Source organism: Marisediminitalea oceani (assembly GCF_003731635.1).
In the GTDB taxonomy this organism is placed as follows: domain Bacteria; phylum Pseudomonadota; class Gammaproteobacteria; order Enterobacterales; family Alteromonadaceae; genus Alteromonas; species Alteromonas oceani.
In genome coordinates this window covers 74,793-95,443 of record NZ_RCUA01000011.1, presented here as the reverse complement: position 1 = coordinate 95,443, position 20,651 = coordinate 74,793, and the positions used below count along the sequence as shown (strand labels likewise).

Annotated in this window: 24 protein-coding genes; 16 read left to right on the top strand and 8 right to left on the bottom strand. The window is 48.2% G+C overall.

Going from position 1 to position 20,651, the window contains the following annotated elements:
• Positions 1-7: 7 nt before the first annotated feature.
• Complete coding sequence (locus tag D9T21_RS03340; RefSeq protein WP_241155610.1) at positions 8-895, bottom strand: cation diffusion facilitator family transporter; 888 nt, start codon at positions 893-895, stop codon at positions 8-10.
• Between the two features lie 243 nt (positions 896-1,138).
• Between D9T21_RS03340 and D9T21_RS03335 the strand changes: the two genes are divergently transcribed.
• The 4 genes from D9T21_RS03335 to bfr (D9T21_RS03320) all read left to right on the top strand — a co-directional run bounded on the left by D9T21_RS03335 (position 1,139) and on the right by bfr (D9T21_RS03320) (position 4,456).
• A complete protein-coding gene (locus D9T21_RS03335; RefSeq protein WP_123323717.1) occupies positions 1,139-1,609 on the top strand; it encodes a hypothetical protein in 471 nt (156 codons plus the stop codon).
• A 201-nt stretch (positions 1,610-1,810) separates the two neighbouring features.
• Entirely contained in the window at positions 1,811-3,373 is a 1,563-nt protein-coding gene (locus tag D9T21_RS03330; protein ID WP_123323716.1) for a cation:proton antiporter family protein, read from the top strand.
• 139 nt (positions 3,374-3,512) lie between these two features.
• On the top strand, positions 3,513-3,989 hold the full coding sequence (gene bfr / locus D9T21_RS03325; protein ID WP_105934754.1) for a bacterioferritin: 477 nt from the start codon (positions 3,513-3,515) through the stop codon (positions 3,987-3,989).
• Positions 3,989-4,456 (top strand): bacterioferritin, encoded by a 468-nt coding sequence (gene bfr, locus D9T21_RS03320; protein WP_123323715.1) that lies wholly within the window; start codon positions 3,989-3,991, stop codon positions 4,454-4,456. The genes bfr (D9T21_RS03325) and bfr (D9T21_RS03320) overlap by 1 nt, the downstream gene beginning before the upstream one ends.
• Before the next feature lies 1 nt (position 4,457).
• Here bfr (D9T21_RS03320) and D9T21_RS03315 read toward each other — a convergent pair whose 3' ends face one another.
• Positions 4,458-4,925: a hypothetical protein gene (locus D9T21_RS03315; protein WP_123323714.1), complete on the bottom strand. Its 468-nt coding sequence runs from the start codon at positions 4,923-4,925 to the stop codon at positions 4,458-4,460.
• Positions 4,926-5,153: 228 nt separating this feature from the next.
• Here D9T21_RS03315 and ccoN point away from each other — a divergent pair, with 228 nt between their 5' ends.
• The 12 genes from ccoN (at position 5,154) to rssA (ending at position 16,058) form a co-directional block, all read left to right on the top strand.
• Positions 5,154-6,581 carry a cytochrome-c oxidase, cbb3-type subunit I gene (ccoN, locus tag D9T21_RS03310; protein WP_123323713.1) on the top strand — a complete coding sequence of 476 codons (1,428 nt, stop codon included), beginning with the start codon at positions 5,154-5,156 and terminating at the stop codon, positions 6,579-6,581.
• A gap of 12 nt (positions 6,582-6,593) precedes the next feature.
• Positions 6,594-7,199 (top strand): cytochrome-c oxidase, cbb3-type subunit II, encoded by a 606-nt coding sequence (gene ccoO, locus D9T21_RS03305; protein WP_123323712.1) that lies wholly within the window; start codon positions 6,594-6,596, stop codon positions 7,197-7,199.
• A gap of 1 nt (position 7,200) precedes the next feature.
• On the top strand, positions 7,201-7,362 hold the full coding sequence (locus tag D9T21_RS03300) for a cbb3-type cytochrome oxidase subunit 3 (protein ID WP_123323711.1): 162 nt from the start codon (positions 7,201-7,203) through the stop codon (positions 7,360-7,362).
• A 15-nt stretch (positions 7,363-7,377) separates the two neighbouring features.
• Positions 7,378-8,334, top strand: coding sequence for a cytochrome-c oxidase, cbb3-type subunit III (gene ccoP, locus D9T21_RS03295; protein WP_123323710.1), 957 nt, complete (start codon positions 7,378-7,380; stop codon positions 8,332-8,334).
• A gap of 144 nt (positions 8,335-8,478) precedes the next feature.
• Positions 8,479-8,970, top strand: coding sequence for a FixH family protein (locus tag D9T21_RS03290; protein WP_123323709.1), 492 nt, complete (start codon positions 8,479-8,481; stop codon positions 8,968-8,970).
• Positions 8,970-11,348 carry a heavy metal translocating P-type ATPase gene (locus D9T21_RS03285; RefSeq protein ID WP_123323708.1) on the top strand — a complete coding sequence of 793 codons (2,379 nt, stop codon included), beginning with the start codon at positions 8,970-8,972 and terminating at the stop codon, positions 11,346-11,348. The genes D9T21_RS03290 and D9T21_RS03285 overlap by 1 nt, the downstream gene beginning before the upstream one ends.
• 9 nt (positions 11,349-11,357) lie before the next feature.
• On the top strand, positions 11,358-11,561 hold the full coding sequence (gene ccoS, locus D9T21_RS03280) for a cbb3-type cytochrome oxidase assembly protein CcoS (protein WP_123323707.1): 204 nt from the start codon (positions 11,358-11,360) through the stop codon (positions 11,559-11,561).
• Positions 11,554-12,222 (top strand): sulfite exporter TauE/SafE family protein, encoded by a 669-nt coding sequence (locus D9T21_RS03275; protein WP_123323706.1) that lies wholly within the window; start codon positions 11,554-11,556, stop codon positions 12,220-12,222. Before ccoS ends, D9T21_RS03275 begins: the two co-directional genes overlap by 8 nt.
• Positions 12,223-12,248: 26 nt before the next feature.
• Entirely contained in the window at positions 12,249-12,986 is a 738-nt protein-coding gene (fnr, locus tag D9T21_RS03270) for a fumarate/nitrate reduction transcriptional regulator Fnr (RefSeq protein ID WP_123323705.1), read from the top strand.
• A 122-nt stretch (positions 12,987-13,108) separates the two neighbouring features.
• Positions 13,109-14,026 carry a universal stress protein UspE gene (gene uspE / locus D9T21_RS03265; RefSeq protein ID WP_123323704.1) on the top strand — a complete coding sequence of 306 codons (918 nt, stop codon included), beginning with the start codon at positions 13,109-13,111 and terminating at the stop codon, positions 14,024-14,026.
• A 120-nt stretch (positions 14,027-14,146) separates the two neighbouring features.
• Positions 14,147-15,073: a tRNA 2-thiocytidine(32) synthetase TtcA gene (gene ttcA / locus D9T21_RS03260; protein WP_123323703.1), complete on the top strand. Its 927-nt coding sequence runs from the start codon at positions 14,147-14,149 to the stop codon at positions 15,071-15,073.
• A 7-nt stretch (positions 15,074-15,080) separates the two neighbouring features.
• Positions 15,081-16,058 carry a patatin-like phospholipase RssA gene (gene rssA / locus D9T21_RS03255; RefSeq protein WP_123323702.1) on the top strand — a complete coding sequence of 326 codons (978 nt, stop codon included), beginning with the start codon at positions 15,081-15,083 and terminating at the stop codon, positions 16,056-16,058.
• Positions 16,059-16,109: 51 nt separating this feature from the next.
• Here the strand turns inward: rssA and D9T21_RS03250 are convergent, their stop codons facing one another.
• The 6 genes from D9T21_RS03250 to D9T21_RS03225 form a co-directional block, all read right to left on the bottom strand.
• Positions 16,110-16,745: a DUF2987 domain-containing protein gene (locus D9T21_RS03250; protein WP_123323701.1), complete on the bottom strand. Its 636-nt coding sequence runs from the start codon at positions 16,743-16,745 to the stop codon at positions 16,110-16,112.
• Complete coding sequence (locus D9T21_RS03245) at positions 16,742-17,533, bottom strand: glucosaminidase domain-containing protein (RefSeq protein ID WP_123323700.1); 792 nt, start codon at positions 17,531-17,533, stop codon at positions 16,742-16,744. The genes D9T21_RS03250 and D9T21_RS03245 overlap by 4 nt, the downstream gene beginning before the upstream one ends.
• Positions 17,526-18,275, bottom strand: coding sequence for a hypothetical protein (locus D9T21_RS03240; protein WP_123323699.1), 750 nt, complete (start codon positions 18,273-18,275; stop codon positions 17,526-17,528). Before D9T21_RS03240 ends, D9T21_RS03245 begins: the two co-directional genes overlap by 8 nt.
• Before the next feature lie 76 nt (positions 18,276-18,351).
• Positions 18,352-18,978, bottom strand: a complete 627-nt coding sequence (locus tag D9T21_RS03235) for a LysE family translocator (RefSeq protein WP_123323698.1) — start codon at positions 18,976-18,978, stop codon at positions 18,352-18,354.
• A 14-nt stretch (positions 18,979-18,992) separates the two neighbouring features.
• The gene (gene cobB / locus D9T21_RS03230) at positions 18,993-19,715 is read right to left on the bottom strand and encodes a Sir2 family NAD+-dependent deacetylase (RefSeq protein ID WP_241155609.1); all 723 of its coding nucleotides are present in this window, start codon (positions 19,713-19,715) and stop codon (positions 18,993-18,995) included.
• Positions 19,708-20,544, bottom strand: a complete 837-nt coding sequence (locus tag D9T21_RS03225) for a sulfurtransferase (RefSeq protein ID WP_164464563.1) — start codon at positions 20,542-20,544, stop codon at positions 19,708-19,710. The genes cobB and D9T21_RS03225 overlap by 8 nt, the downstream gene beginning before the upstream one ends.
• Positions 20,545-20,651: the final 107 nt, after the last annotated feature.

The window sequence follows — 20,651 nt, the reverse complement described above, 5'->3', positions numbered from 1 at the left end:
TCCTTGATTATGTTGATTTAGCAGGTTCTATATGAATGATGACATCATACAGATCAAACTCCTCTTTGAGGCGGTCCTCGAACGCATGAGACAGGGCATGCGCCGCAGTGAGCGAGAGCTGAGGATCAATACATAGGGTAAGATCGCAGATCACCTGCTCACCCATCGCCCGGCTACGAATATCAGTCACTTGCTCAATAGGCTTAAACTCATTCACAATTGACTCAAGCTGCGCCGACGTAAACATCTCGTCGGTTACATCGGCGTCAACAAGTACCGGTAAGGCCTGCTGAAAAAGCTCCCAGGCCAGTTTGCCAACAAACACCGCCACCAGTAAACAAAACAGCGTATCCAGCCAGTAATAGCCGAGTGCAGCTAGTTGCCAGCCAACCAACACGGCAATGGAGGTCAGCACGTCGCTGAAGGTATGCTTGGCATCGGCTGCAAGCAGTTTTGAACGCAGTTTCTTAGCCTGTGCCCCTTCCCATTGGCTAAGCGTAAAATTAACCACTATGGCCAGAATGAGAATAGCCAGCCCGGCATAACTTTGCTGTACCACCTGACCGTGATTTTCGATAGCATAGGCTACTAATTCGAACGCCACTACACTCAGCAGTACCGCTAATATAAAGATAGCCAGGTATTCAAATTTCTGATGACCATAGGGATGGGAATTATCAGGCGGCTTATGACTAATACGCATGGCCACTACTGCGATAATATTATTGGTTAAGTCGGTCAGGGAGTGCAATGCATCGGCCAGTATCACCGAAGACTGGGTAATCAACCCGATGACCAGCTTTACCACGCACAACAGTAGGTTTACAGCCCCTTCAATAACGAGTACGCGGGTGATAGCACGGTTTTTTGACGTTTCCTTACTTACTGCCGACAACTGATTTTTACCTTCTAGCGTCAAGTAAATTTACAGCACGAATCATACAGTTAAACGCAATGAAAGTGCAAAAAACGGTTAAAAACACGTCAAATATTTGACTTTCGTAGCATTGCGTGCTCAATTAATCACCTGTAACATCGACCTTTGAAATCGGTAAGTTTACGATTCTTAACATCATAATAATCCATAACTATAAATTCTGGCATTAAATCAGTCAGATAAAATAATAAGTGCGCAAAAATGGAAAAATTAGAAACCGTAAAACGATTAGTTCGTCAGAACAATTACAGAGACAACGACATTACCTATAAGCAATGCCAGGAACTCGGCGTTACTGTTAATCGTGTTGGTCTGGAAATATTTGCCCGTAAACTGCGAGCAATGGACAGAGCAGACGAAGTCAACGCGTACAAAGAGCAGTCCATGGCAGCTCAGGCTGAACAAAATGGCTCACCTGCTACGGGGCTGTCTTTTGAGAAGTCATCCTATATCCCCGGTACGTTTGAGCAGAATTACTCATCGTCTACGCAGTACTCTAACGTTACCCCGTTAAATAAGGCGGAAGTTCGCCGCAAGCCTTTGCCGAACGACCCTACCGAACGTAAACGGGAAATCACCTTCGAACTGGGTACTATCAAGGTACGTGAATACGAGTTGCTGCAGGAGCTGAATTTTCTGGAGCATAACGAGAGAATGGCCGAAGCTCACTAAAGCTGAACTTCGGTCTTTTCATTTCCCCACGACCACTTCCGCTGCGCCACGACTGGTTGGTAAATCGGCGTAGAGTACTCTCTGTCGACTAAGACATTGGTATACCAGCCTGGTTTTCGCCATATTTTTTGCGTAAGTAACTTTGCCAGTTATTGAACTATCGTGATATTTTGTAGAAAACCGGTAATTCGATAGCATTTAATGGAATATATATTTTTACTCTTCGCTTTTGTATGTGGCCTGGGCGTAAAACTTGTAGGCATCCCACCGTTGGTTGGCTATCTGGTTGCCGGATTTCTGCTTAACGCATTTGGCTTTTCAGCCACCCCTGCTATTACTACATTTGCCAATCTGGGCATTACCATAATGCTCTTTACGATTGGCCTTAAGCTGAATTTAAAAGATTTATCCAAACGGGAAGTCTGGGCCGGCAGTATTGCGCATACTGTGCTTTGGGTAGTTGTTATTACCGCGTTACTGATTGGTGCAGGCGCGGTTCTGAGTGCTTTAACCGGCCAGATAGACTGGCAATCCGCAGCCCTTATCGCTTTTGCCTTTTCGTTCAGCAGTACGGTGTGCGTTGTAAAAGTACTTGAAGAAGCGGGTGAATCAAAAACCCGCCATGGCAAACTGGCCATTGGTGTGCTGGTTATGCAGGATATTTTTGCGGTGGTTTTTCTGGTTGTCGCCACCGGTAAAATACCCAGTTTGTGGGCACCGCTACTGTTGCTAATTATTCCATTAATGCCTGTTTTAAAGCGTGTACTCAATCAGTCCGGGCACGGTGAGTTACTCCCTCTTACCGGGTTTATATTTGCCCTGGGTGGATATCACTTATTCGAACTGGTCAATATCAAAGGCGATCTCGGCGCGCTTATTTTCGGATTATTATTTGCTCCCCATCCAAAAGCCTCAGAGATGGCGAAGTCTCTGCTGGCGTTTAAAGATCTCTTCCTGATTGGCTTCTTCTTATCCATCGGGCTAACCGCCCTGCCGGATATCAACATGTTGATGATGTCAGGCCTGCTGGTACTGATCATTCCAATTAAATTTATGCTGTTCTTCTGGCTGTTTACCCGCCTGCAGCTGCGTGGTCGTACTGCCTACCTCGGTGGTTTGGTGTTGTCTAACTACAGTGAATTTGGCCTTATTGTCGGGGCGTTAGCCGTGAGCCTGGGTATGCTGGGTGAAAAATGGCTGGTGGTACTGGCAGTCACCACTTCAATTTCGTTTATTTTTACCAGTATTATTTACCGCTACTCTCACAGCATTTATCAGCGCATTAAAGAGCCGGTTAAAAAGCTGGAGAGTCCGGTTCGACTCAAAGAAGACATCTACCCCGAAATTACTCGCGCCAAGATCCTTGTGGTTGGCCTTGGTCGTGTTGGTATCGGTGCATTTACCTCGTTAAATAAGATTGCAGACTCCCGCGTATGGGGAATGGATGCCGACCGAGCAAAAATTCAGCGTATGCGCAAGGACGGCATGAATGTGATCAACGGCGACGGTGAAGACGTTGACCTGTGGGAAAACCTTGATATCCGCCATGTTCAGCTGGTTCTGCTGGCCCTGCCGTCTATTGAGGATGCCATCAACATTACCAAACAGCTTAAAAACGCCGGTTACAGCGGTAAGATAGCGGCAATTGCCCGCTATGAGGATGAAGTATCTGCCCTGGCCGATAACGGCGTTGATAAAGTGTTTAACTTCTTTACCGAGGCCGGACTGGGTTTTGCTGAGGAAAGTTTGTCTTTAGTCGAGTAATCAGGGTGTTACGCCAAATACTAACAAAGGACAAACCGATAATCGTTATCATTTGTATGTGACTGTTTTTTATAGAAAAACTTGATATGTCGTACAATACCGCCTACACTTAAGCCATTAAACGCTCAGGAATCAGATTATGCAAGGCGATAAATCGGTAATTGCCATACTAAACGAAGTGTTAACCAGTGAGTTGACCTCGATCAATCAATACTTCCTTCATGCCCGTATGTTTAAAAACTGGGGCCTGGAAGAGCTCAACGAGAAAGACTACAAAAAGTCCATCAAAGACATGAAACAAGCTGATGAACTCATCGAGCGCATTTTGTTTCTGGAAGGTCTGCCTAATCTTCAGGCGCTGGGTAAGCTTTATATTGGTGAGCACACCGAAGAAATGCTTCAGTGCGATAAGAAGTTTCAGGAAGAGCAACTTCCCCTGCTCCGCAAGGCGATCGCGCTGTGTGAGGAAAAGCAGGATTATGTAAGTCGCGATATTCTTGAATCGTTACTCGAATATGAAGAAGAACACTTAGACTGGCTCGAAACCCAGGAATACCAGATTGAAAACATGGGTATCGAGAACTATCTGCAAGCACAAGTAATGGGAGACGACTAATGCAGGGTAATCAAAAAGTCCTTGAGGGCCTCAACGAACTGCTCTCATACGAGCTCGCGGCGATGGATCAGTATTTCATTCATGCACAAATGTACCTCGATTGGGGGTTCAACAAATTGTATGAGCGCATCAATCACGAGTTCGACGATGAGAAAGGTCATGCCACCAAGCTTATCGATCGTATGCTGATGCTTGAGTACGCACCGGATATGACTCAGCGTACTGGCTTTAAAGTGGGTAAAGACGTTCCGGAAATGCTCGAAAGCGATTTGCGTGTAGAGTACGAAGTCGGTGCTAAATTGAAAGAAGTTATCGCTGTGTGCGAAGAAGCCCAGGATTACGTTACGCGTGACTTTTTAGTCGAACTGCTCGACGACACCGAAGTAGACCACGCGCACTGGCTTGAACAACAGCTTAAGCTGATTAAAATCCTCGGCTTACCTAATTACCTGCAATCTCAGATGTAAGCTACATCTGGGTGGTAAAGAATATCCAAACCGGCTCCGGCCGGTTTTTTATTGTTATCACCATTTGCCATTGCATGGTGGATTCTGAGCAAGCCCCCAGCATAAACCACCCCTGCCACTGCTGGTTATCCTCAGGCTCAAGTGGTACCGGAATTTTACCCATAAACATATTCACGCCTTCAATATAGGCTGAGTCTATTTGCAGCCCCTCAGGCAATGTCACGGTTAGCGGGATTTGTTCTTCGATTGTCGGCAAACGGTCCATCACCACCGTAAATGTGCCTTCTGGTAGTCCAATTTCGCAAGAATTACCAGCCAGCCAACATGACGTTTTATTATCAGGCTTATAGTTATTATTCTCGCTAAGAATATTCACCATTCCGACCACTACCGCAGTTAGCAGAATTACCGCAAAAACAATGACATGTTTAACCTTGTGTAACCGCTCAAATGTTAAATTTTTGATCATTAATATCACTATTTTGTAAATGTCAGTTTTTCTTTATTGACTAGGATCAAGCGCTCCTAGTTTATGGTATCTTTTTATTATTAAAAACTTTATTATCCGCGGTACCAACTGGCCTGTAGACAATAAACCATAAACTATAGGCTTCAGGGGATGTCCGCAACCTCACCTGAAATACGTTAGTATCACGGTTGGAAACCCTTTTTTAAAAGAAGTGGAAGATTCATTACAATGAGTGAAATAAGCCAAGCACAGCCAGATTACAACTATAAAGTTGTACGGCAATTTACCATTATGACCGTTATTTGGGGTATTGTGGGAATGAGCCTTGGGGTATTTATTGCAGCGCAATTATTTGCCCCGGCCCTGAACTTCGACATTCCATGGTTAACCTATTCTCGCCTACGTCCTTTGCACACCAACGCCGTAATTTTTGCTTTCGGTGGCTGTGCATTGTTCGCAACCTCTTACTACATCGTTCAGCGTACATCTCAGGTTCGCTTGTTCAGCGATAAGCTCGCCGCCTTTACCTTCTGGGGATGGCAGGCCGTTATCGTTGCAGCAGTTCTGACCCTGCCTTTCGGTTATACAACCAGTAAAGAATACGCAGAGCTGGAATGGCCAATCGATATCCTGATTGCCCTGGTGTGGGTTGCTTACATCATTAACTTCTTTGGAACCCTTGCTATTCGTAAGGTTTCGCACATTTATGTAGCGAACTGGTTCCTGGGTGCCTTTATGCTGACGGTTGCGGTGTTACATATTGGTAATAGTATGGCGCTTCCTGTTTCATTCATGAAATCCTATTCAATGTATGCTGGTGCCGTAGATGCCATGATGCAATGGTGGTACGGTCACAACGCGGTAGGATTCTTCCTGACTGCGGGCTTCTTAGGCATGATGTACTACTTCGTACCTAAGCAGGCCGGACGTCCGGTTTACTCGTACCGTCTGTCAGTTGTTCACTTCTGGGCGCTGATTTCACTGTACATCTGGGCTGGTCCTCACCACTTACATTACACTGCCCTGCCTGACTGGACTCAGTCTTTAGGTATGGTTATGTCGGTGATCCTGTTCGTACCGTCCTGGGGTGGCATGATCAACGGTATCATGACGCTGTCAGGCGCATGGCACAAACTGCGTACCGACCCTGTTCTGCGTTTCCTGATTGTTTCTCTGTCTTTCTACGGTATGTCTACCTTCGAAGGCCCGATGATGGCAATCAAAACCGTAAACGCGCTGTCACACTACACTGACTGGACCGTAGGTCACGTACACTCTGGTGCACTGGGCTGGGTTGCCATGGTATCAATTGGTTCAATCTACCACCTGATCCCGCACCTGTTCGGTCAAAAAGCAATGTACTCAACCAAACTGGTTAACGTTCACTTCTGGTTCGCTACCATTGGTGTGGTGCTGTACATCGTAGCAATGTGGATGTCTGGTGTTCTGCAAGGTCTGATGTGGCGTGCAGTTAACGCTGACGGTACCCTGACTTACAGCTTTGTTGAGTCTCTGGAAGCGTCTAAACCATTCTATGTTGTACGTTTCGTGGGTGGCTGCTTCGTTGTTGCCGGTATGTTAATCATGGCTTACAACACTTACAGAACAGTAAGTGCACCGAAAGGTAGCCTGGTTCCAGAACCAGCCGCAGCATAAGGAGTAGTAGAAATGCGTAATCCACATGAATTAGTTGAAAAGAACGTTGGTCTGCTAACAGTTCTTATCTTAATTGCAATCAGCTTCGGTGCTCTGGTTCAGATCACGCCGCTGATGTTCCAACAGCAGGTAATGGAGCCGGTAAAAGGTCTTAAGCCTTACACTGCCCTGCAATTAGAAGGTCGTGATATCTACATCCGTGAAGGTTGTGTAGGTTGTCACAGCCAGATGATTCGCCCATTCCGTGCTGAAACAGAACGTTATGGTCACTATTCAGTAGCTGGTGAGTCAGTATGGGAACATCCGTTCCTGTGGGGCTCTAAGCGTACTGGTCCTGATCTGGCCCGTGTTGGTGGCCGTTACAGTGATGAGTGGCACCGCGTTCATTTGATTAACCCTCGTGATGTTGTACCTGAGTCAAACATGCCAGGCTTCCCATGGTTAGCAGAAAACACGCTGACCGGTGAAGACACCGCTAAGAAGATGGAAGTATTCCAGACTCTGGGCGTGCCTTACACAGAGGAAGACATCGCAGGTGCACAGGCGGCAGTAAAAGGCAAAACCGAAATGGAAGCCCTTATTGCTTATCTACAATCTCTTGGCACATACCTGAAATAGTATGGACCAGGGTACTGTAGGCAGCATTTTTACTGTCATCGTCTTCGTCATATTTATGGGCATTGTGTGGTGGGCATTTAGCGGTCGTAACAAGAAAAAGTTCGACGAGGCCGCTAACCTCCCCTTTGCCGACGAAGACAAAGAAGAATCAAAGAAAGAATAGCGGGAGTTAACACTCATGAGCATGTTTTGGACAATTTGGATCTCTGTGATCACACTGGGAACCATAGTCGGAAGTTACTTGCTGTTACGTTGGAACCTGACCAACTACACCGGCCATCCGGAAGGCGAGTCAATGGGACACGAGTTTGACGGGATTGTTGAAATCAACAATCCGCTGCCAAGATGGTGGACCATTCTGTTTTACATCACAATCGTATGGAGTTTCTTCTACTTAGCTCTGTATCCTGGTTTAGGTTCCTGGGAAGGTTTCTGGGGCTGGAAGAGTTCTAACCAGAATGTACAGTCTTTAGAAGAATCAGCTCAGGCACGTATTGAAGCGAAAGAAGAAGGTTATCTGGTTCAGTATGACCGTGAGTTAGACTTCGCTGCTGAAAAGTTTGACCCAATCTTCGAAGCGTACGCTCAGGTACCAGTAGAAGAACTGGTTAAAAACGAAGAAGCGGTTAAAGTGGGTCAGCGTCTGTTTATGCAGAACTGTTCACAGTGTCACGGTTCAGATGCCCGCGGTAACATGGGCTTCCCTAACCTGACTGATGATGACTGGCTGTACGGCGGTTCTGGTGCCAAGATTAAAGAAACCCTGACTAACGGTCGTATTGCAGCAATGCCTGCATGGATCGACGCCATGGGTGAGCAAGGCATCAAAGAAACTGTTGCTTACGTGTTGAGCCTGAGTGGTCGTGAAATGGAAGAAAATCACGATACACTGGCCGAAGCTGGTAAAGCCCGCTTCATGGCATGTGCGGCCTGTCACGGTATGGACGGTAAAGGTAACCAAATGCTTGGCGCACCTAACCTGACAGACAACATCTGGCTGTACGGTGGCTCTGAGCGCGCTATCACCGAAACTCTGACCTACGGTCGTAACGGTGTAATGCCTTCGTTCAAGAAAACACTGGGTGACAACAAGATCCACGTAGTAGCTACTTACGTGTACAGCTTGTCTAACTAAGATTTTAAAATATAATGCAAAAGCCTCGTTTTTTACGGGGCTTTTTTATTCGACACAACCGTAATACCAATTCGCATAAAAACCTGATCAGGTGTTATCCGAATTCGTATTAACAGTTCCATAAAGTTCATCGGGAATGCAGTAATGGAAAAAACCGATACCAAACCCTGGTATAAATACTTCTGGCCGTGGTTTTTGATAGCCGTGCCGGTTTCATCATTTGTTATGGCCTATTTCTTAGTAAATTTTGCCGCCAACACCGAAGATTCGTTGGTGGTTGACGATTATTACAAGGAAGGTAAAGCCATCAACGCCAGCATGGCGAAGGTTGAAGAAGCCCAGAGGCTGCGGATCATGACCGATTTAACCGTTAATGATGGTCAGATTGCGCTGGAATTTCACAGCGGTATTCCCAGCACTGGTAACGCCCTTAAACTTAACTTTTATCACGTAACATTGCAGGAAAAGGACTTTTCGCTGCTGTTAACCCGTGATGCCAAAGGGATTTATCGTGGCTTTACCGAGCAGGACACCAACGGTAAATGGCGCGTATCACTAACGCCTATCGATGACAGCTGGAAAGTACAGCAGGAAATCTCTCTGCATCGTAAAGATAAGATTCGCTTCGTTCCCTAATGAACGTTACCGCCATCGAATGCTACCACTGCGGGTTGCCCGCAGAAGCTGACAGCCCCTATCATGCCACTATACTCGGTAAAGACCGGGTTATGTGCTGTCCCGGTTGTCAGGCGGTAGCCGAAGCCATTGTTGACAATGGTCTGGAAGATTATTATCAGTTTCGTACCGAACCGGCTGCCCGCGGTGATACCGAATTTCAGGCCACGCTGGGTAAACTGGCAATGTATGATGACCCTGCCCTACAGGAAGACTTCGTTATAGATGAAGGCAATAACAAGCAAATTCAGCTCACAGTAGAGGGGATCACCTGCGCGGCCTGCGGCTGGCTAATAGAAAAGCAACTGGCCAGGGTAAACGGTATCAATCAGGTTTCCGTGAATGTTTCGGAGCGCCGGGCTGCAGTAACCTGGTCTGACGAAGTTATTCATCTTAGCGGTATCTTAAAAGCGCTTAAGAAAATAGGCTATGCGGCACTGCCTTTCCAGCCAGATCAACACGAAGCCTCATATCAGAACGAACAAAAGCAGTTTCTTAAAAAACTGGGGCTTGCCGGGCTGATGACCATGCAGGTCATGATGTTAATGACCGGCCTGTATTTTGATTTGTTTGGGGCTATCGAAGCCGAAACCCGCCAGTATTTTTACTGGGTAGCATTGGTACTTACTACGCCAGTGGTTTTCTACTCCGGCAGTACCTTTTACCTGGGGGCGATTAAAGCTATCAGTGCCCGCACGGTAAATATGGATGTACCGGTGACTATTGCCGTTTTCGGCACCTATATTGCGGGGATAAAATCGACGTTACTGGAAACCGGTGATGTGTACTTTGAATCCATCTGCATGTTTATCTTTTTGCTGCTGTTAAGCCGCTACCTGGAGCACCGCTCCCGTCATCGGGCAACGCAGATATCCGCCAATATGATGCAATACATCCCGGTTACTGCTCACCGGCTGAGCGACGATGGCAAAGTTGAACCCTGCCTGGCAAAACACCTCGCTGTGGGCGATAAGGTACTGGTAAAAGCGGGCGAAACCATCCCGGTCGACGGCCGCATTATTGAAGGCGCTTCAGCCATTGATGAGTCTATGCTCACCGGTGAATTTGAGCCGGTTCTGAAAGAAACCGGTGCAGCGGTATTTGGTGGTACGGTGAATCAACAAAATACCCTTACCATAGAGGTTCATCAGCAACTCAAATATGCGCTGGTAAATCAGATTATACGCCTGCAATCTACCGCGATGGCCAACAAGCCCAAGGCGGCGCAAATGGCAGATTCGTTTTCTCGTTATTTTGTTATGGCGGTGTTAGCGATTAGTGCCCTCACCTTCGCTTATTGGACTGTACAAGGTAACAACGAGGCATTCTGGATAGCTATTGCGGTACTGGTAGCAACCTGCCCCTGCGCACTGGGACTGGCTACGCCATCGGCGCTTACCTGCGCCATGGCCAGGCTCAACAAGCAGGGAATATTACTCAAGCGCGCCGATGCTCTGGAGCAAATCACCGGTATTGATACCATTGCCCTGGATAAAACCGGTACCCTTACCGAAGGTAAATTCGGTATTGCCGACCGCTGGTTCGCCAATCCTGCACAGGCAGATTATCTCTTTAATGTGACGGCAAGCCTTGAGTCTCGTTCTGAACATCCTATCAGTAAGGCATTTTCTGCCAGCGAGTCGTTTAAGGTGAGTGATTTTGAGGTCACTGCCGGCGGCGGAATTCGCGGCACAGTAGACGGTGAGCAATATCTGCTCGGCTCAGCCACGTTTACCCAGGCAGACCCGTCTGCTGTGCCGGTAAGCGCCAATGTGTACCTGGTTTGCAATGGCGAGTGCCTGGCAGCCTATGAAGTTACCGACAGTCTCAAGAGCGATACGGCTGAAACCCTCGCCGGGTTAGACAGCTTTCAGTTGGTGCTATTAAGTGGGGATACCCAGCAAAACGTTGATAAGCTGGCCGCTAAGCTGCCCCTGGCAGTGGCCACCGGTGAATTAACACCAGAACAAAAATATCAGGCGGTACAGAAACTGCAGGATCAGGGTCATAAAGTAATGATGCTGGGTGACGGTATTAACGATGCGCCGGTACTGGCCAGTGCAGATGTGTCGGTAGCTGTTGGCAATGCCACCGACATTGCCCGCAACGCGGCGGACGTTGTGTTGTTGAGCGAATCACTCAGCACAGTACCGGCACTGGTGGATATTGCTGCGAAAACCCGCCGCAAAATCCGCCAGAATATTCTCTGGGCACTTGGCTACAACCTGCTTATTTTACCTTTTGCGGTTTCCGGCCTGCTGTTGCCGTGGATGGCCGTGATCGGTATGTCATTAAGTAGTATCATAGTGGTGTCAAACTCGACCCGATTATTAAAGTAAGGCGGTATTGTGAGTATTATTTATGTGCTGATCCCGTTGGCTATTATTCTGGTCGCAGTGGCGCTGGGAATTTTCTTCTGGGCGGTAAAATCCGATCAGTTTCAGGACCTTGAGCGCCAGGGCTACAGCATTCTGTTCGACGACGATTTACCCGAAGAAGAACGTAACCAACAAGCCAAAGCCCAGGATAAAGCTAACAACGATAATGAGTGATTTCAGCTTTATTTCGGCCTTTGTCGTAGGCCTCGCCGGTTCGCTGCATTGCGTAGGCATGTGTGGTGGCATTGCGGGAGCCTTGCGGGCAGCGGTACCAGGTGGTCAGCCACCCCTTGCCTATATATTCAGTTATAATCTCGGGCGCATTACCAGCTATGCTATTGCCGGAGCCGTAACCGGGGTACTTGGTCAGGTGGCGCGTGCTTCGGTGAGCCATGGCCTGATGATATTTCAGCTACTCAGCGCCGCGATGCTGATTGCTATGGGTTTATATCTGGCCCAGTGGTGGCGTGGTCTTGCCCGGCTGGAAAAGCTGGGTAACGGCCTTTGGCAACGCATTCGCCCGTGGTCGAAACGTTTTATACCCTTTAAGTCACCCTTATCGGCGTTTCCTTATGGTTTTATCTGGGGCTGGTTACCCTGTGGACTGGTCTATTCAACTCTTACCTGGGCATTAGTCAGTGGTGATGGTTTGTATGGGGCTGTTACAATGGCCGCCTTTGGACTGGGTACTTTTCCGGCGCTTATTGCCGTGAGCCTGGGGGCTGGCTGGTTATTAAAGCTCCTACAACACCCGAAGACTAAGTCATTAGTCGCAATTTGCCTGATAATATATGCGGTTTTCTTGATTTACCGCACCCTAAACGGTAATAATTAAACGACGCCCACACGGAGACGTAATCTATGTCAAAAGGCTCAGAATTTTCGATTCATTGTCAAAGCTGTAGTTTCAGCCATTTGTGCCTGCCGGTTTCGTTAAATAAAACCGAACTCGATTCGCTGGATGATATCATCGAGCGTAAAAAGCCGCTTCACAAGCACGATAAACTGGTTAAAGCCGGTGATAAATTTAACTCGCTTTACGCAGTGCGTGCTGGTTCATTTAAATCTTTTGTAAGTAGTAAAGACGGCGAAGAGCAAATCATTGGCTTTCATTTTCCCGGTGATATTATCGGCTTTGATGCGCTGCGCGAAAATGCTCACCAGAGCTACACCCAGGCGCTCGAAACCGCTATGGTTTGTGAGTTACCTTATGAAACGCTGGATAAAATGGCGGTTCAGTTCCCTAAACTGCGTCACCAGATCATGAGCTTTATGAGTGCCGAAATTAAGCAGGATCACGATCTGATGATGTTGCTTAACAAGCGTACTGCCGAAGAACGCCTGATATATTTTCTTGCGCATCTGTCCAAACGCTTTGAAGACCGTGGCTTTTCGCCGCGTCAGTATAACCTGAGTATGACCCGTAATGAGATTGGTAATTACCTGGGTCTGACCGTAGAAACCATCTCCCGCCTGTTAACTCGCTTCCAGAAGGAAGGCATTATCAAGGTTGATGGCAAACTTATCACTATCCTCGATTTTGAAGCGATGGATAATAAACTGCATAGCATGGATATTCCTTCCACCACTATTAGTTAGTCCGTTAAAAAGCTGTTTTTCTCTGGTTTTGTAGCATTACTTGATCCCAGACAAGTCTGAAACTGGAGAAACAGCTGTTCACGTCGTACACTCATAATGAATACTTCCCAGGGAGAGTCGTTATGATTGAGTACAGCAATATTCTGGCCGTGGTAGAACCTGAAAGGGAAAACCAGCCCGCTATCTCCAGAGCCATCGAACTGGCCGAAAAAACCGGCGCGTCTATTACCGCCCTGATGACCATCTACGATTTCTCATACGAAATGACCACCATGCTATCCGGTGAAGAGCGTGAGGCCATGCGTCAGGCCGTTGTGAACGAGAGAACAGCCTGGCTTAAGGAACAACTGGCAGAGTACGGCCAGCCCATAGAGGCTGTCGTGGAATGGAATAACCGCCCTTACGAAGCCATTATTAAATACGCTCTTGCCAGCAGCGCCGACATTGTGGTGAAAGCGACCCGCTCTCACGATGATTTACGCTCAGTGATCTTTACCCCTACCGACTGGCACCTTGTACGTAAGTGCCCTGCACCGGTACTGCTGGTTAAAGAGCACGACTGGCCCCAGGATGGCAAAATTGTAGCGGCGGTTAACGTGGGAACGGAAGACCGTGAACATGCCCAGCTCAATGATCGCCTAACGAATATTGCACTCGACTACGCCAAATTGCTGAGTGGTCATGTCCATCTGGCCAACTGCTACCCTGGCACACCGCTCAACATTGCTATTGAGGTGCCTGAGTTTGATCCGGAATCTTATAATGCTTCGGTGAAAATCCATCACCTTGAAGAAATGGAAAAACACAGTAATCAGTACAATATCCCGCTGGATAGCTGCCATGTGAGAGAAGGATTACCCGAAAAAGTCATCCCGCAGGTTGCCAAAGAGCTGGATGCCGAGCTGGTAATCATCGGTACCGTGGGCCGTGTAGGCATTTCAGCAGCACTCATTGGCAATACCGCCGAACATGTTATCGATGAACTCAACTGTGATGTGCTGGCCATTAAACCCGAGGGCTTTGAAAGCCCTGTTAGCTAATGCAGGCTGCCGTGGCAGGATTTAGTTACTGCCACGGGTTATCACTGGATTATTCAGGGATGCAGCCTACCCTGGCTTCACGTATAATGGCGCCCATTGCAACATGGGTCTTTCTTTATCATGAGTTTACACATCAACAGTGCCGCGCCGGCAACGCAAACCAAGCAAAAATACAGCTTCAATAAGCTACAAAAACGCATACGCCGTAATGTCGGCAAAGCCATAGACGATTTTGGCATGATTGAAGATGGCGACAAGGTAATGGTGTGCTTATCCGGCGGTAAAGACAGCTACACCATGCTGGATGTGCTGATGTATCTGCAGCGTATTGCACCGATCAGCTTTGACATAGTGGCGGTTAACCTCGACCAGAAACAGCCCGGTTTTCCAGAGCATATCTTGCCAGAATATCTGCAAAGCCTGGGCGTGGATTTCCGTATTGTTGAGGAAGACACTTACTCCATCGTGAAAGATAAGATCCCCGAGGGAAAAACCACCTGCTCGTTATGCTCACGGTTACGCCGCGGCATTTTGTACCGCACGGCTACAGAGCTGGGCGCCACTAAGATCGCCCTTGGCCATCACCGCGACGATATGCTTGAGACCCTGTTTCTTAACATGTTCCATGGCGGCAAATTAAAATCTATGCCACCTAAACTGGTCAGCGATGACGGCAAACATGTGGTGATCCGCCCGTTAGCCTACTGTACCGAGCGGGATATTGAAAAATACGCCACTGCGGTTGAATTTCCCATCATTCCCTGTAACTTATGTGGTTCACAGGAGAATTTGCAGCGACAGAACATCAAAATGATGTTGCAGGACTGGAACAAACGGTTCCCGGGCCGCATCGAATCAATGTTCAGGGCGATGCAAAATGTTACCCCTTCGCATTTGGTTGATAAAAATCTTCATGACTTCAAAGCCATAAAAGCAACAGGTGAAGCACAACCAGAGGGTGACATCGCATTCGATGCCCCCGAGTTTGAACCCGAGAGCCGCCCTGACACTGCAGACTCCATCAATATCGTAAACTTGACGGAATAAGGTTGCTATGAAAATAGGCATCGCCCTGGGCTCAGGTGCAGCCCGTGGATGGGCTCACATTGGCGTCATCCAGGCACTGGAAAAACTTGGCGTTAAAATCGACGTGGTTGCAGGCTGTTCCATTGGCGCTTATGTAGGTGCAGCCTACGCCAGCGGTCGACTCGAAGAATTAAAAGCCTGGGCGTCCTCGTTAACCGAATGGCAAACCCTGAGTTTAATGGGGATCGGTATTCGCCGTGGCGGCCTGGCGAGCGGTCAGAAGGTCTTTGACAAGCTGTCAGCTGACTTTTGCGCCGCTACATTTGAAGCAATGGATAAACCCTTCGCCTGTGTTGCCACCGACCTGTATTCAGGTCGTGAAGTGGTTTTTAATAAGGGAGAAGTGGGCAATTCAGTCCAGGCATCCTGTGCCATTCCGGCGTTATTTTCGCCCATTGCCTACCATGACAGATGGCTGGTAGACGGCGCCGTTGTCAACCCGGTCCCGGTAAACCTGTGCCGCCAGTTAGGCGCTGATTTTGTGATAGCGGTTAACCTGAATGCCGACTTCAGACCATTGCAGATAGCCCGGGAAACCGCCAAGCATGAAGAAACTCAGGAAAAAAACGAGCATTTCTTCAAGAAAAGTCAGGATGTTGTACGTCAGTGGTTCTCACCCGAGCCCAAGGACAACAACAAACAGGCGCCGGGCATATTAAGTGTGATGAGCAGCTCTCTGGAAATTCTGCAGGCCAGGGTTACCCGCTCCCGCCTTGCCGGAGAGCCGCCGGATATCTTAATCGAGCCAACGTTAACCGATGTTGGCCTGATGGAGTTTCACCGCTGTGCAGAGCTCTGTGAAACCGGTGAGCAGGTAGTAAAACGTCTGGCAGAACAAATTCGTTATCAACTGGTGCTCGATGAAGTCTTACCGCCATCACAAGTGGATCCTGATGCACTGGAAGCGCCTAAGGCGCCGGACGAAGCAAATGAAGAAATCAGCTAATCACAAAAAAGGGGCTGAATAAGCCCCTTTTCGTTGTGACATACCGCGCGTTTAGCTTTTAGCCAGCGCGGTAATACGCAACGGTTCAACCGGCAGTTTTAATGGCTTGCCCTGCTCTAACCAGTTATTATCCAGCATTAACATCCCATTAGTAATGTCCGGTGCACCGGGTACCGGTGCGTCGAGTTCGTCGTCACCAAAGCGGAAGGTCAGGCCTTTTACCGAAGGCATCATAAACGACAGGAATCCGCCCATCTCGTTAAAGAAGGCTTCATATTGTTGTTTGATGAAAGCAAGGTCTTCTGCGGTATATTCAGTTTTTACGTAATCAGCGGTAGTTTCTATCTGCACTGACATATCACATAAATTAGCGGCTTCACCAAGGTCAATTACAATGTATGCATCGGCTAACTTAAGCGCCCGTTCATTGGGAACTAAAAAGCGGTTTTCAGGTGTAACCGTTAAGGGAATATCCTGTTTTTGAGTAACAATGGTGGCCTGATTAATGGGGCATAAATTACTGGTGCCTACTCTTAAAAAGCCAAAGGCAAACTGCAGTGCAGAGGTACTTTCGTCGCCTATTTTATTAATGTGGCTGTAAAAGCGCTTGTATTCCACTTCAATTTGTTCGGCGCCGGCACTAAAGGCAGAGGCAAGCAGGCTCAGTGCTACTAAGGTACGTTTCATTCGGTGATAAACCCTTTGTTGTATCGGATCATATTCTGAAGTTCATTAACATAGGCGGCACCACGCTCAGAATAGTTCATTAACCCTTCTGCCAGTGCCAGACCTGTTACCGGTAATTGTGCCCGACGTAAAGAGGCTCTGATATGACGTAGCTCACGATAAGCGTCATGACGGTTAATATTTCGCATATAGGTGTAGGTAGCGCGCGATAAATTTTCAAATTTTGCCACTTCATGACTGGCACCGCTGTTTCGTCGAGCTGGTACAAAACCGCAGCCTTTTTGGTAACACCAAAGACCAAAGAAATTATAACCCTGTTGAGCAAACCGCGACGTCCCCCAGGCAGACTCATTCGCCGCCTGCATCAAAACCAGCTCTACGGGTAAAATATCCACTTTATTTAGCAGTTTAGGAATTTGCGCGTCGGCCGGTAGATCCTGATCTACACGATATTCACCAGCCAGCCATTCCAGGCGCTCATCGTCGTCTTCTGTCAGGCTGTTACCTGCCGCAAGCTGGCGCTGTAAGGTTTGCAGATAATGCCGCAAACTCAGTAAGTAATCATTTTGCTTTTCCACCTCAGGTCTTAAGTAGGCAAAGAACGCTTTTTTCTTTTCTGTGGTGTCTTCTATCGCTTTAAAATCAGGAACAGGTTGCTCGGCCTGCTCGGTTTCCGGTACATCCAGAATATCGGGTTCACTGGTACCGGTCATCCACGCAAGCACCACCATCAGTGCCATAATGGCAATTGCGATAAGGATGATCTTACTGGTTTCCCGTTTATGCATCGAGTATCGAATCCTCTTTGGTTGGATGTATTTGTTGAGGCGCGTCATCAAGGCCAAACAGGTCCACGTATAGACGGCCCATTACCAGCGAATAAACCGGCCCCACCCACAAAATAGCCAGCCCCATGGTAAACAGAACCAATACAAACATCATGATAAAGGCGAGCAATAACAGTGTGAAGGGTAATAAATAGCGGTTAGTGACACGTGCTGAAAGGATAATTGACTGCATCAGGCCAAGGCGCTTTTTAACCAGTAACACTACTGTAAACTGGGTGACCAGGTAGACATACAATCCCGGCAGGATAAGCAGATTAAGACCAACCTGCATGACCAGGCTGATTAGCAAATTTGCAGTAACCAACACCAGAATGTAAGAGAAATACTGAAACAGCTCATTAATACTGGCTGCCTTGTGACTAACCAGTTTTATGCCAAGCATGCGAAAGCCAACAATCATCGGCGTCATCAGCACCAGCATAGCTATGTCGAGCAGACCGGCGTTCCCCGACTGCATACTTTCCACCGATGTCATGTCCAGCGCCAACAGATTAATCATTATCACCATGGCACCAAGGCCAATGGCCATCAGCAAACCGGTGGCTTTTAACAATAAGCCCAGATGCTGCTTATACAAGCTTTGCGCCTCGACAAACAGTTGGCGGATATTAAACTGATATTCACCGGCCAGAGCACGTTCCAGAGCGGAGCTGTTAGCAGGCGGTTGATTATTGTCGGTCAAAATGTCGTCTCATCGGGTAATCTCGGCGGGGAGTATATCATTGCCATCAGGCTGGCCCAAACTACAAACCACCGACTCAGAGTGTTACCAGTCGTATTGCCAGCGCTACTAACACGACGCCCATTAAACGGTCCAGCCAGTAACCCTTGTCACCAATCAGCTTAGCCACTCTTGAGGTACTTAACAGATAGGATAAAAAGCAAAACCAGACCCCGGTTGCGACCGCCAGATAAACACCATACATAGCCTTTACGGCAAAGGGCGTTTCAATATCAATGATGGCGGTAAATAATGATAAGAAGAACAAGGTCGCCTTTGGGTTAAGGCCATTAGTAAGAAACCCGCTTACCAGTGCCTTTTTAGGACTTATTGCCGCGGTTTGACCCGAGGTAGAAACCGTTGCAGCTGAATCTGACGGGCCGGCGCGCAGTGCTCCCCAGGCAAGGTAAAGTAAATAAGCCGCCGACAAATAGCTGATGGCGGAGTATAGCCATGGGGTGGTTTTGATGACAACACTCAGGCCAATTAACGAATACGCTACGTGCAGCAATATTCCGAAACCAACGCCCACACTGGTATACATCGCAATACGCCGGCCGTAGCTGATGCTGTAACGAACAACGATTGCAAAGTCAGGTCCGGGGCTTGCGACCGCTACCAAATGCACCAACGCAATGGTGATAAACTCACTCAGATAATCCATAGGTAACGATTCGCCTAGCAATAATCCTGGATAAACCGGGCAACAAATTCCGGCAGGGTTTTCCCCGCCTGCCCGACAATTTTTTCTTCAAACAGACTGTTTTGTTGACTCGGTTCCAGGTTTATTTCGATGGTTCGCGCACCGCTATCGGCTGCCATCGCGACAAAATTAGCCGCCGGATACACCTGACCGGAAGTGCCAACAGCAATAAACACATCGGCCTGGGCCAGCGCCATAATGATGTCATCCATGTGCATGGGCACTTCACCGAACCACACAATATCCGGGCGCATTTGCTCACCAGGCAGACAACAACGACACTCTGTTGTGTCATCAAAGTCATCTTGCCAGGGAATTGCCCTGCCGGTGCTACAGCAACGCGCTGAGAGTAATTTGCCGTGCATGTGCAGTACTCGTTTACTGCCTGCGCGCTCATGCAAATCGTCGACATTCTGGGTGACCAGCAAAAACTGTTCGCCCAGTGCCTGCTCTAATTCAGCCAACGCTTTGTGTGCAGGATTGGGCTGCACATCGGGTTGCTGTAATTGGGCCCGGCGTTCATTGTAAAAGCGATAAACCAGCGCGGGATTGGCCGCAAAGCCCTCCGGCGTGGCAACGTCTTCTACCCGATGGTTTTCCCACAAGCCGTTGTTATCACGAAAGGTTTTAAGGCCCGACTCTGCCGATACGCCAGCTCCGGTTAACACGACGACCCGGGGTTTATACGTATTAGTCATGGTTAACCTCAACCGGTAATGATGAATTACCTCCCCATTCAGACCAGGAGCCGTCATATACAGTTACCTGTTCTGCACCGGCTTCCAGCGCTGCGAGTCCAATTACGCAGGCAGTAACGCCTGAACCACAGGAACAAATAATCGGTTTGGTTAAATCGATACCGTGTTCGGTAAAATAGGCTTTTAATGCCGCAGGGGATTTAAGGGTTGTACCGTTATCCAGTAATTCAGTGAAAGGGACATTAACTGCCCCGGGCATATGACCACTGCGTAATCCGGCGCGGGGTTCAGGAGCACTACCCTCAAAGCGCGGGCGACTTCTGGCATCCCAGATAGTAACTGACGGCTCTTCGATAGCGGCAAGAACTCTGTCAGTGTTACAGAACCATTCATCTGCTGTACAACCGCTAAACACTTGGGGAAAGGGGTCGGCAGGTTTGCTGACCACTTCATGACCCGCGGCTTTCCAGGCCGGTAGACCACCATTTAACACTGCGGCATTACTATGGCCCATCGCAGTTAGCATCCACCACACGCGGGGCGCGCAAAACATGCCCGAGTTATCGTAAATCAGCACCGGTTTGTCTGTGGTGATACCGAGTTTGCCAAACAATGCGCTAAGCGCTGCCTGCTCTGGTATTGTATGCGGGAGTGACGAGGTATGATCGCTGCCCTCGCCGTCCAAATCGAACTTAACGGCACCAGGAATAAATCCATCGGCCGGATCATCAGCCTGGCCTGACACCGGGTTGGTCATGGAAGCAAACAACACAACGTAGTCAGTTAAGTTGCTTGCGCTAATATCGTTTACCGAAATAAGTCGCGGCAATGCTATCTCCCCAAGGTGCAACAAATAATGACTGCATCACCCCGTGTGAACAGCACAAGGGTGATATGAGATATTGCTTGGGATGATTATGCCAAAATTCTGCTGAT

Coding starts and splice junctions, on each gene's coding strand:
- D9T21_RS03235 (WP_123323698.1), bottom strand. CDS start 18,978: ATGGATTATCTGAGTGAGTTTATCACCATTGCGTTGGTGCATTTGGTA.
- rssA (WP_123323702.1), top strand. CDS start 15,081: ATGAAAATAGGCATCGCCCTGGGCTCAGGTGCAGCCCGTGGATGGGCT.
- ttcA (WP_123323703.1), top strand. CDS start 14,147: ATGAGTTTACACATCAACAGTGCCGCGCCGGCAACGCAAACCAAGCAA.
- D9T21_RS03250 (WP_123323701.1), bottom strand. CDS start 16,745: ATGAAACGTACCTTAGTAGCACTGAGCCTGCTTGCCTCTGCCTTTAGT.
- D9T21_RS03275 (WP_123323706.1), top strand. CDS start 11,554: ATGAGTGATTTCAGCTTTATTTCGGCCTTTGTCGTAGGCCTCGCCGGT.
- ccoP (WP_123323710.1), top strand. CDS start 7,378: ATGAGCATGTTTTGGACAATTTGGATCTCTGTGATCACACTGGGAACC.
- D9T21_RS03245 (WP_123323700.1), bottom strand. CDS start 17,533: ATGCATAAACGGGAAACCAGTAAGATCATCCTTATCGCAATTGCCATT.
- D9T21_RS03315 (WP_123323714.1), bottom strand. CDS start 4,925: ATGATCAAAAATTTAACATTTGAGCGGTTACACAAGGTTAAACATGTC.
- ccoO (WP_123323712.1), top strand. CDS start 6,594: ATGCGTAATCCACATGAATTAGTTGAAAAGAACGTTGGTCTGCTAACA.
- fnr (WP_123323705.1), top strand. CDS start 12,249: ATGTCAAAAGGCTCAGAATTTTCGATTCATTGTCAAAGCTGTAGTTTC.
- cobB (WP_241155609.1), bottom strand. CDS start 19,715: ATGACTAATACGTATAAACCCCGGGTCGTCGTGTTAACCGGAGCTGGC.
- ccoN (WP_123323713.1), top strand. CDS start 5,154: ATGAGTGAAATAAGCCAAGCACAGCCAGATTACAACTATAAAGTTGTA.
- D9T21_RS03335 (WP_123323717.1), top strand. CDS start 1,139: ATGGAAAAATTAGAAACCGTAAAACGATTAGTTCGTCAGAACAATTAC.
- bfr (WP_123323715.1), top strand. CDS start 3,989: ATGCAGGGTAATCAAAAAGTCCTTGAGGGCCTCAACGAACTGCTCTCA.
- D9T21_RS03330 (WP_123323716.1), top strand. CDS start 1,811: ATGGAATATATATTTTTACTCTTCGCTTTTGTATGTGGCCTGGGCGTA.
- uspE (WP_123323704.1), top strand. CDS start 13,109: ATGATTGAGTACAGCAATATTCTGGCCGTGGTAGAACCTGAAAGGGAA.
- D9T21_RS03290 (WP_123323709.1), top strand. CDS start 8,479: ATGGAAAAAACCGATACCAAACCCTGGTATAAATACTTCTGGCCGTGG.
- D9T21_RS03285 (WP_123323708.1), top strand. CDS start 8,970: ATGAACGTTACCGCCATCGAATGCTACCACTGCGGGTTGCCCGCAGAA.
- D9T21_RS03300 (WP_123323711.1), top strand. CDS start 7,201: ATGGACCAGGGTACTGTAGGCAGCATTTTTACTGTCATCGTCTTCGTC.
- bfr (WP_105934754.1), top strand. CDS start 3,513: ATGCAAGGCGATAAATCGGTAATTGCCATACTAAACGAAGTGTTAACC.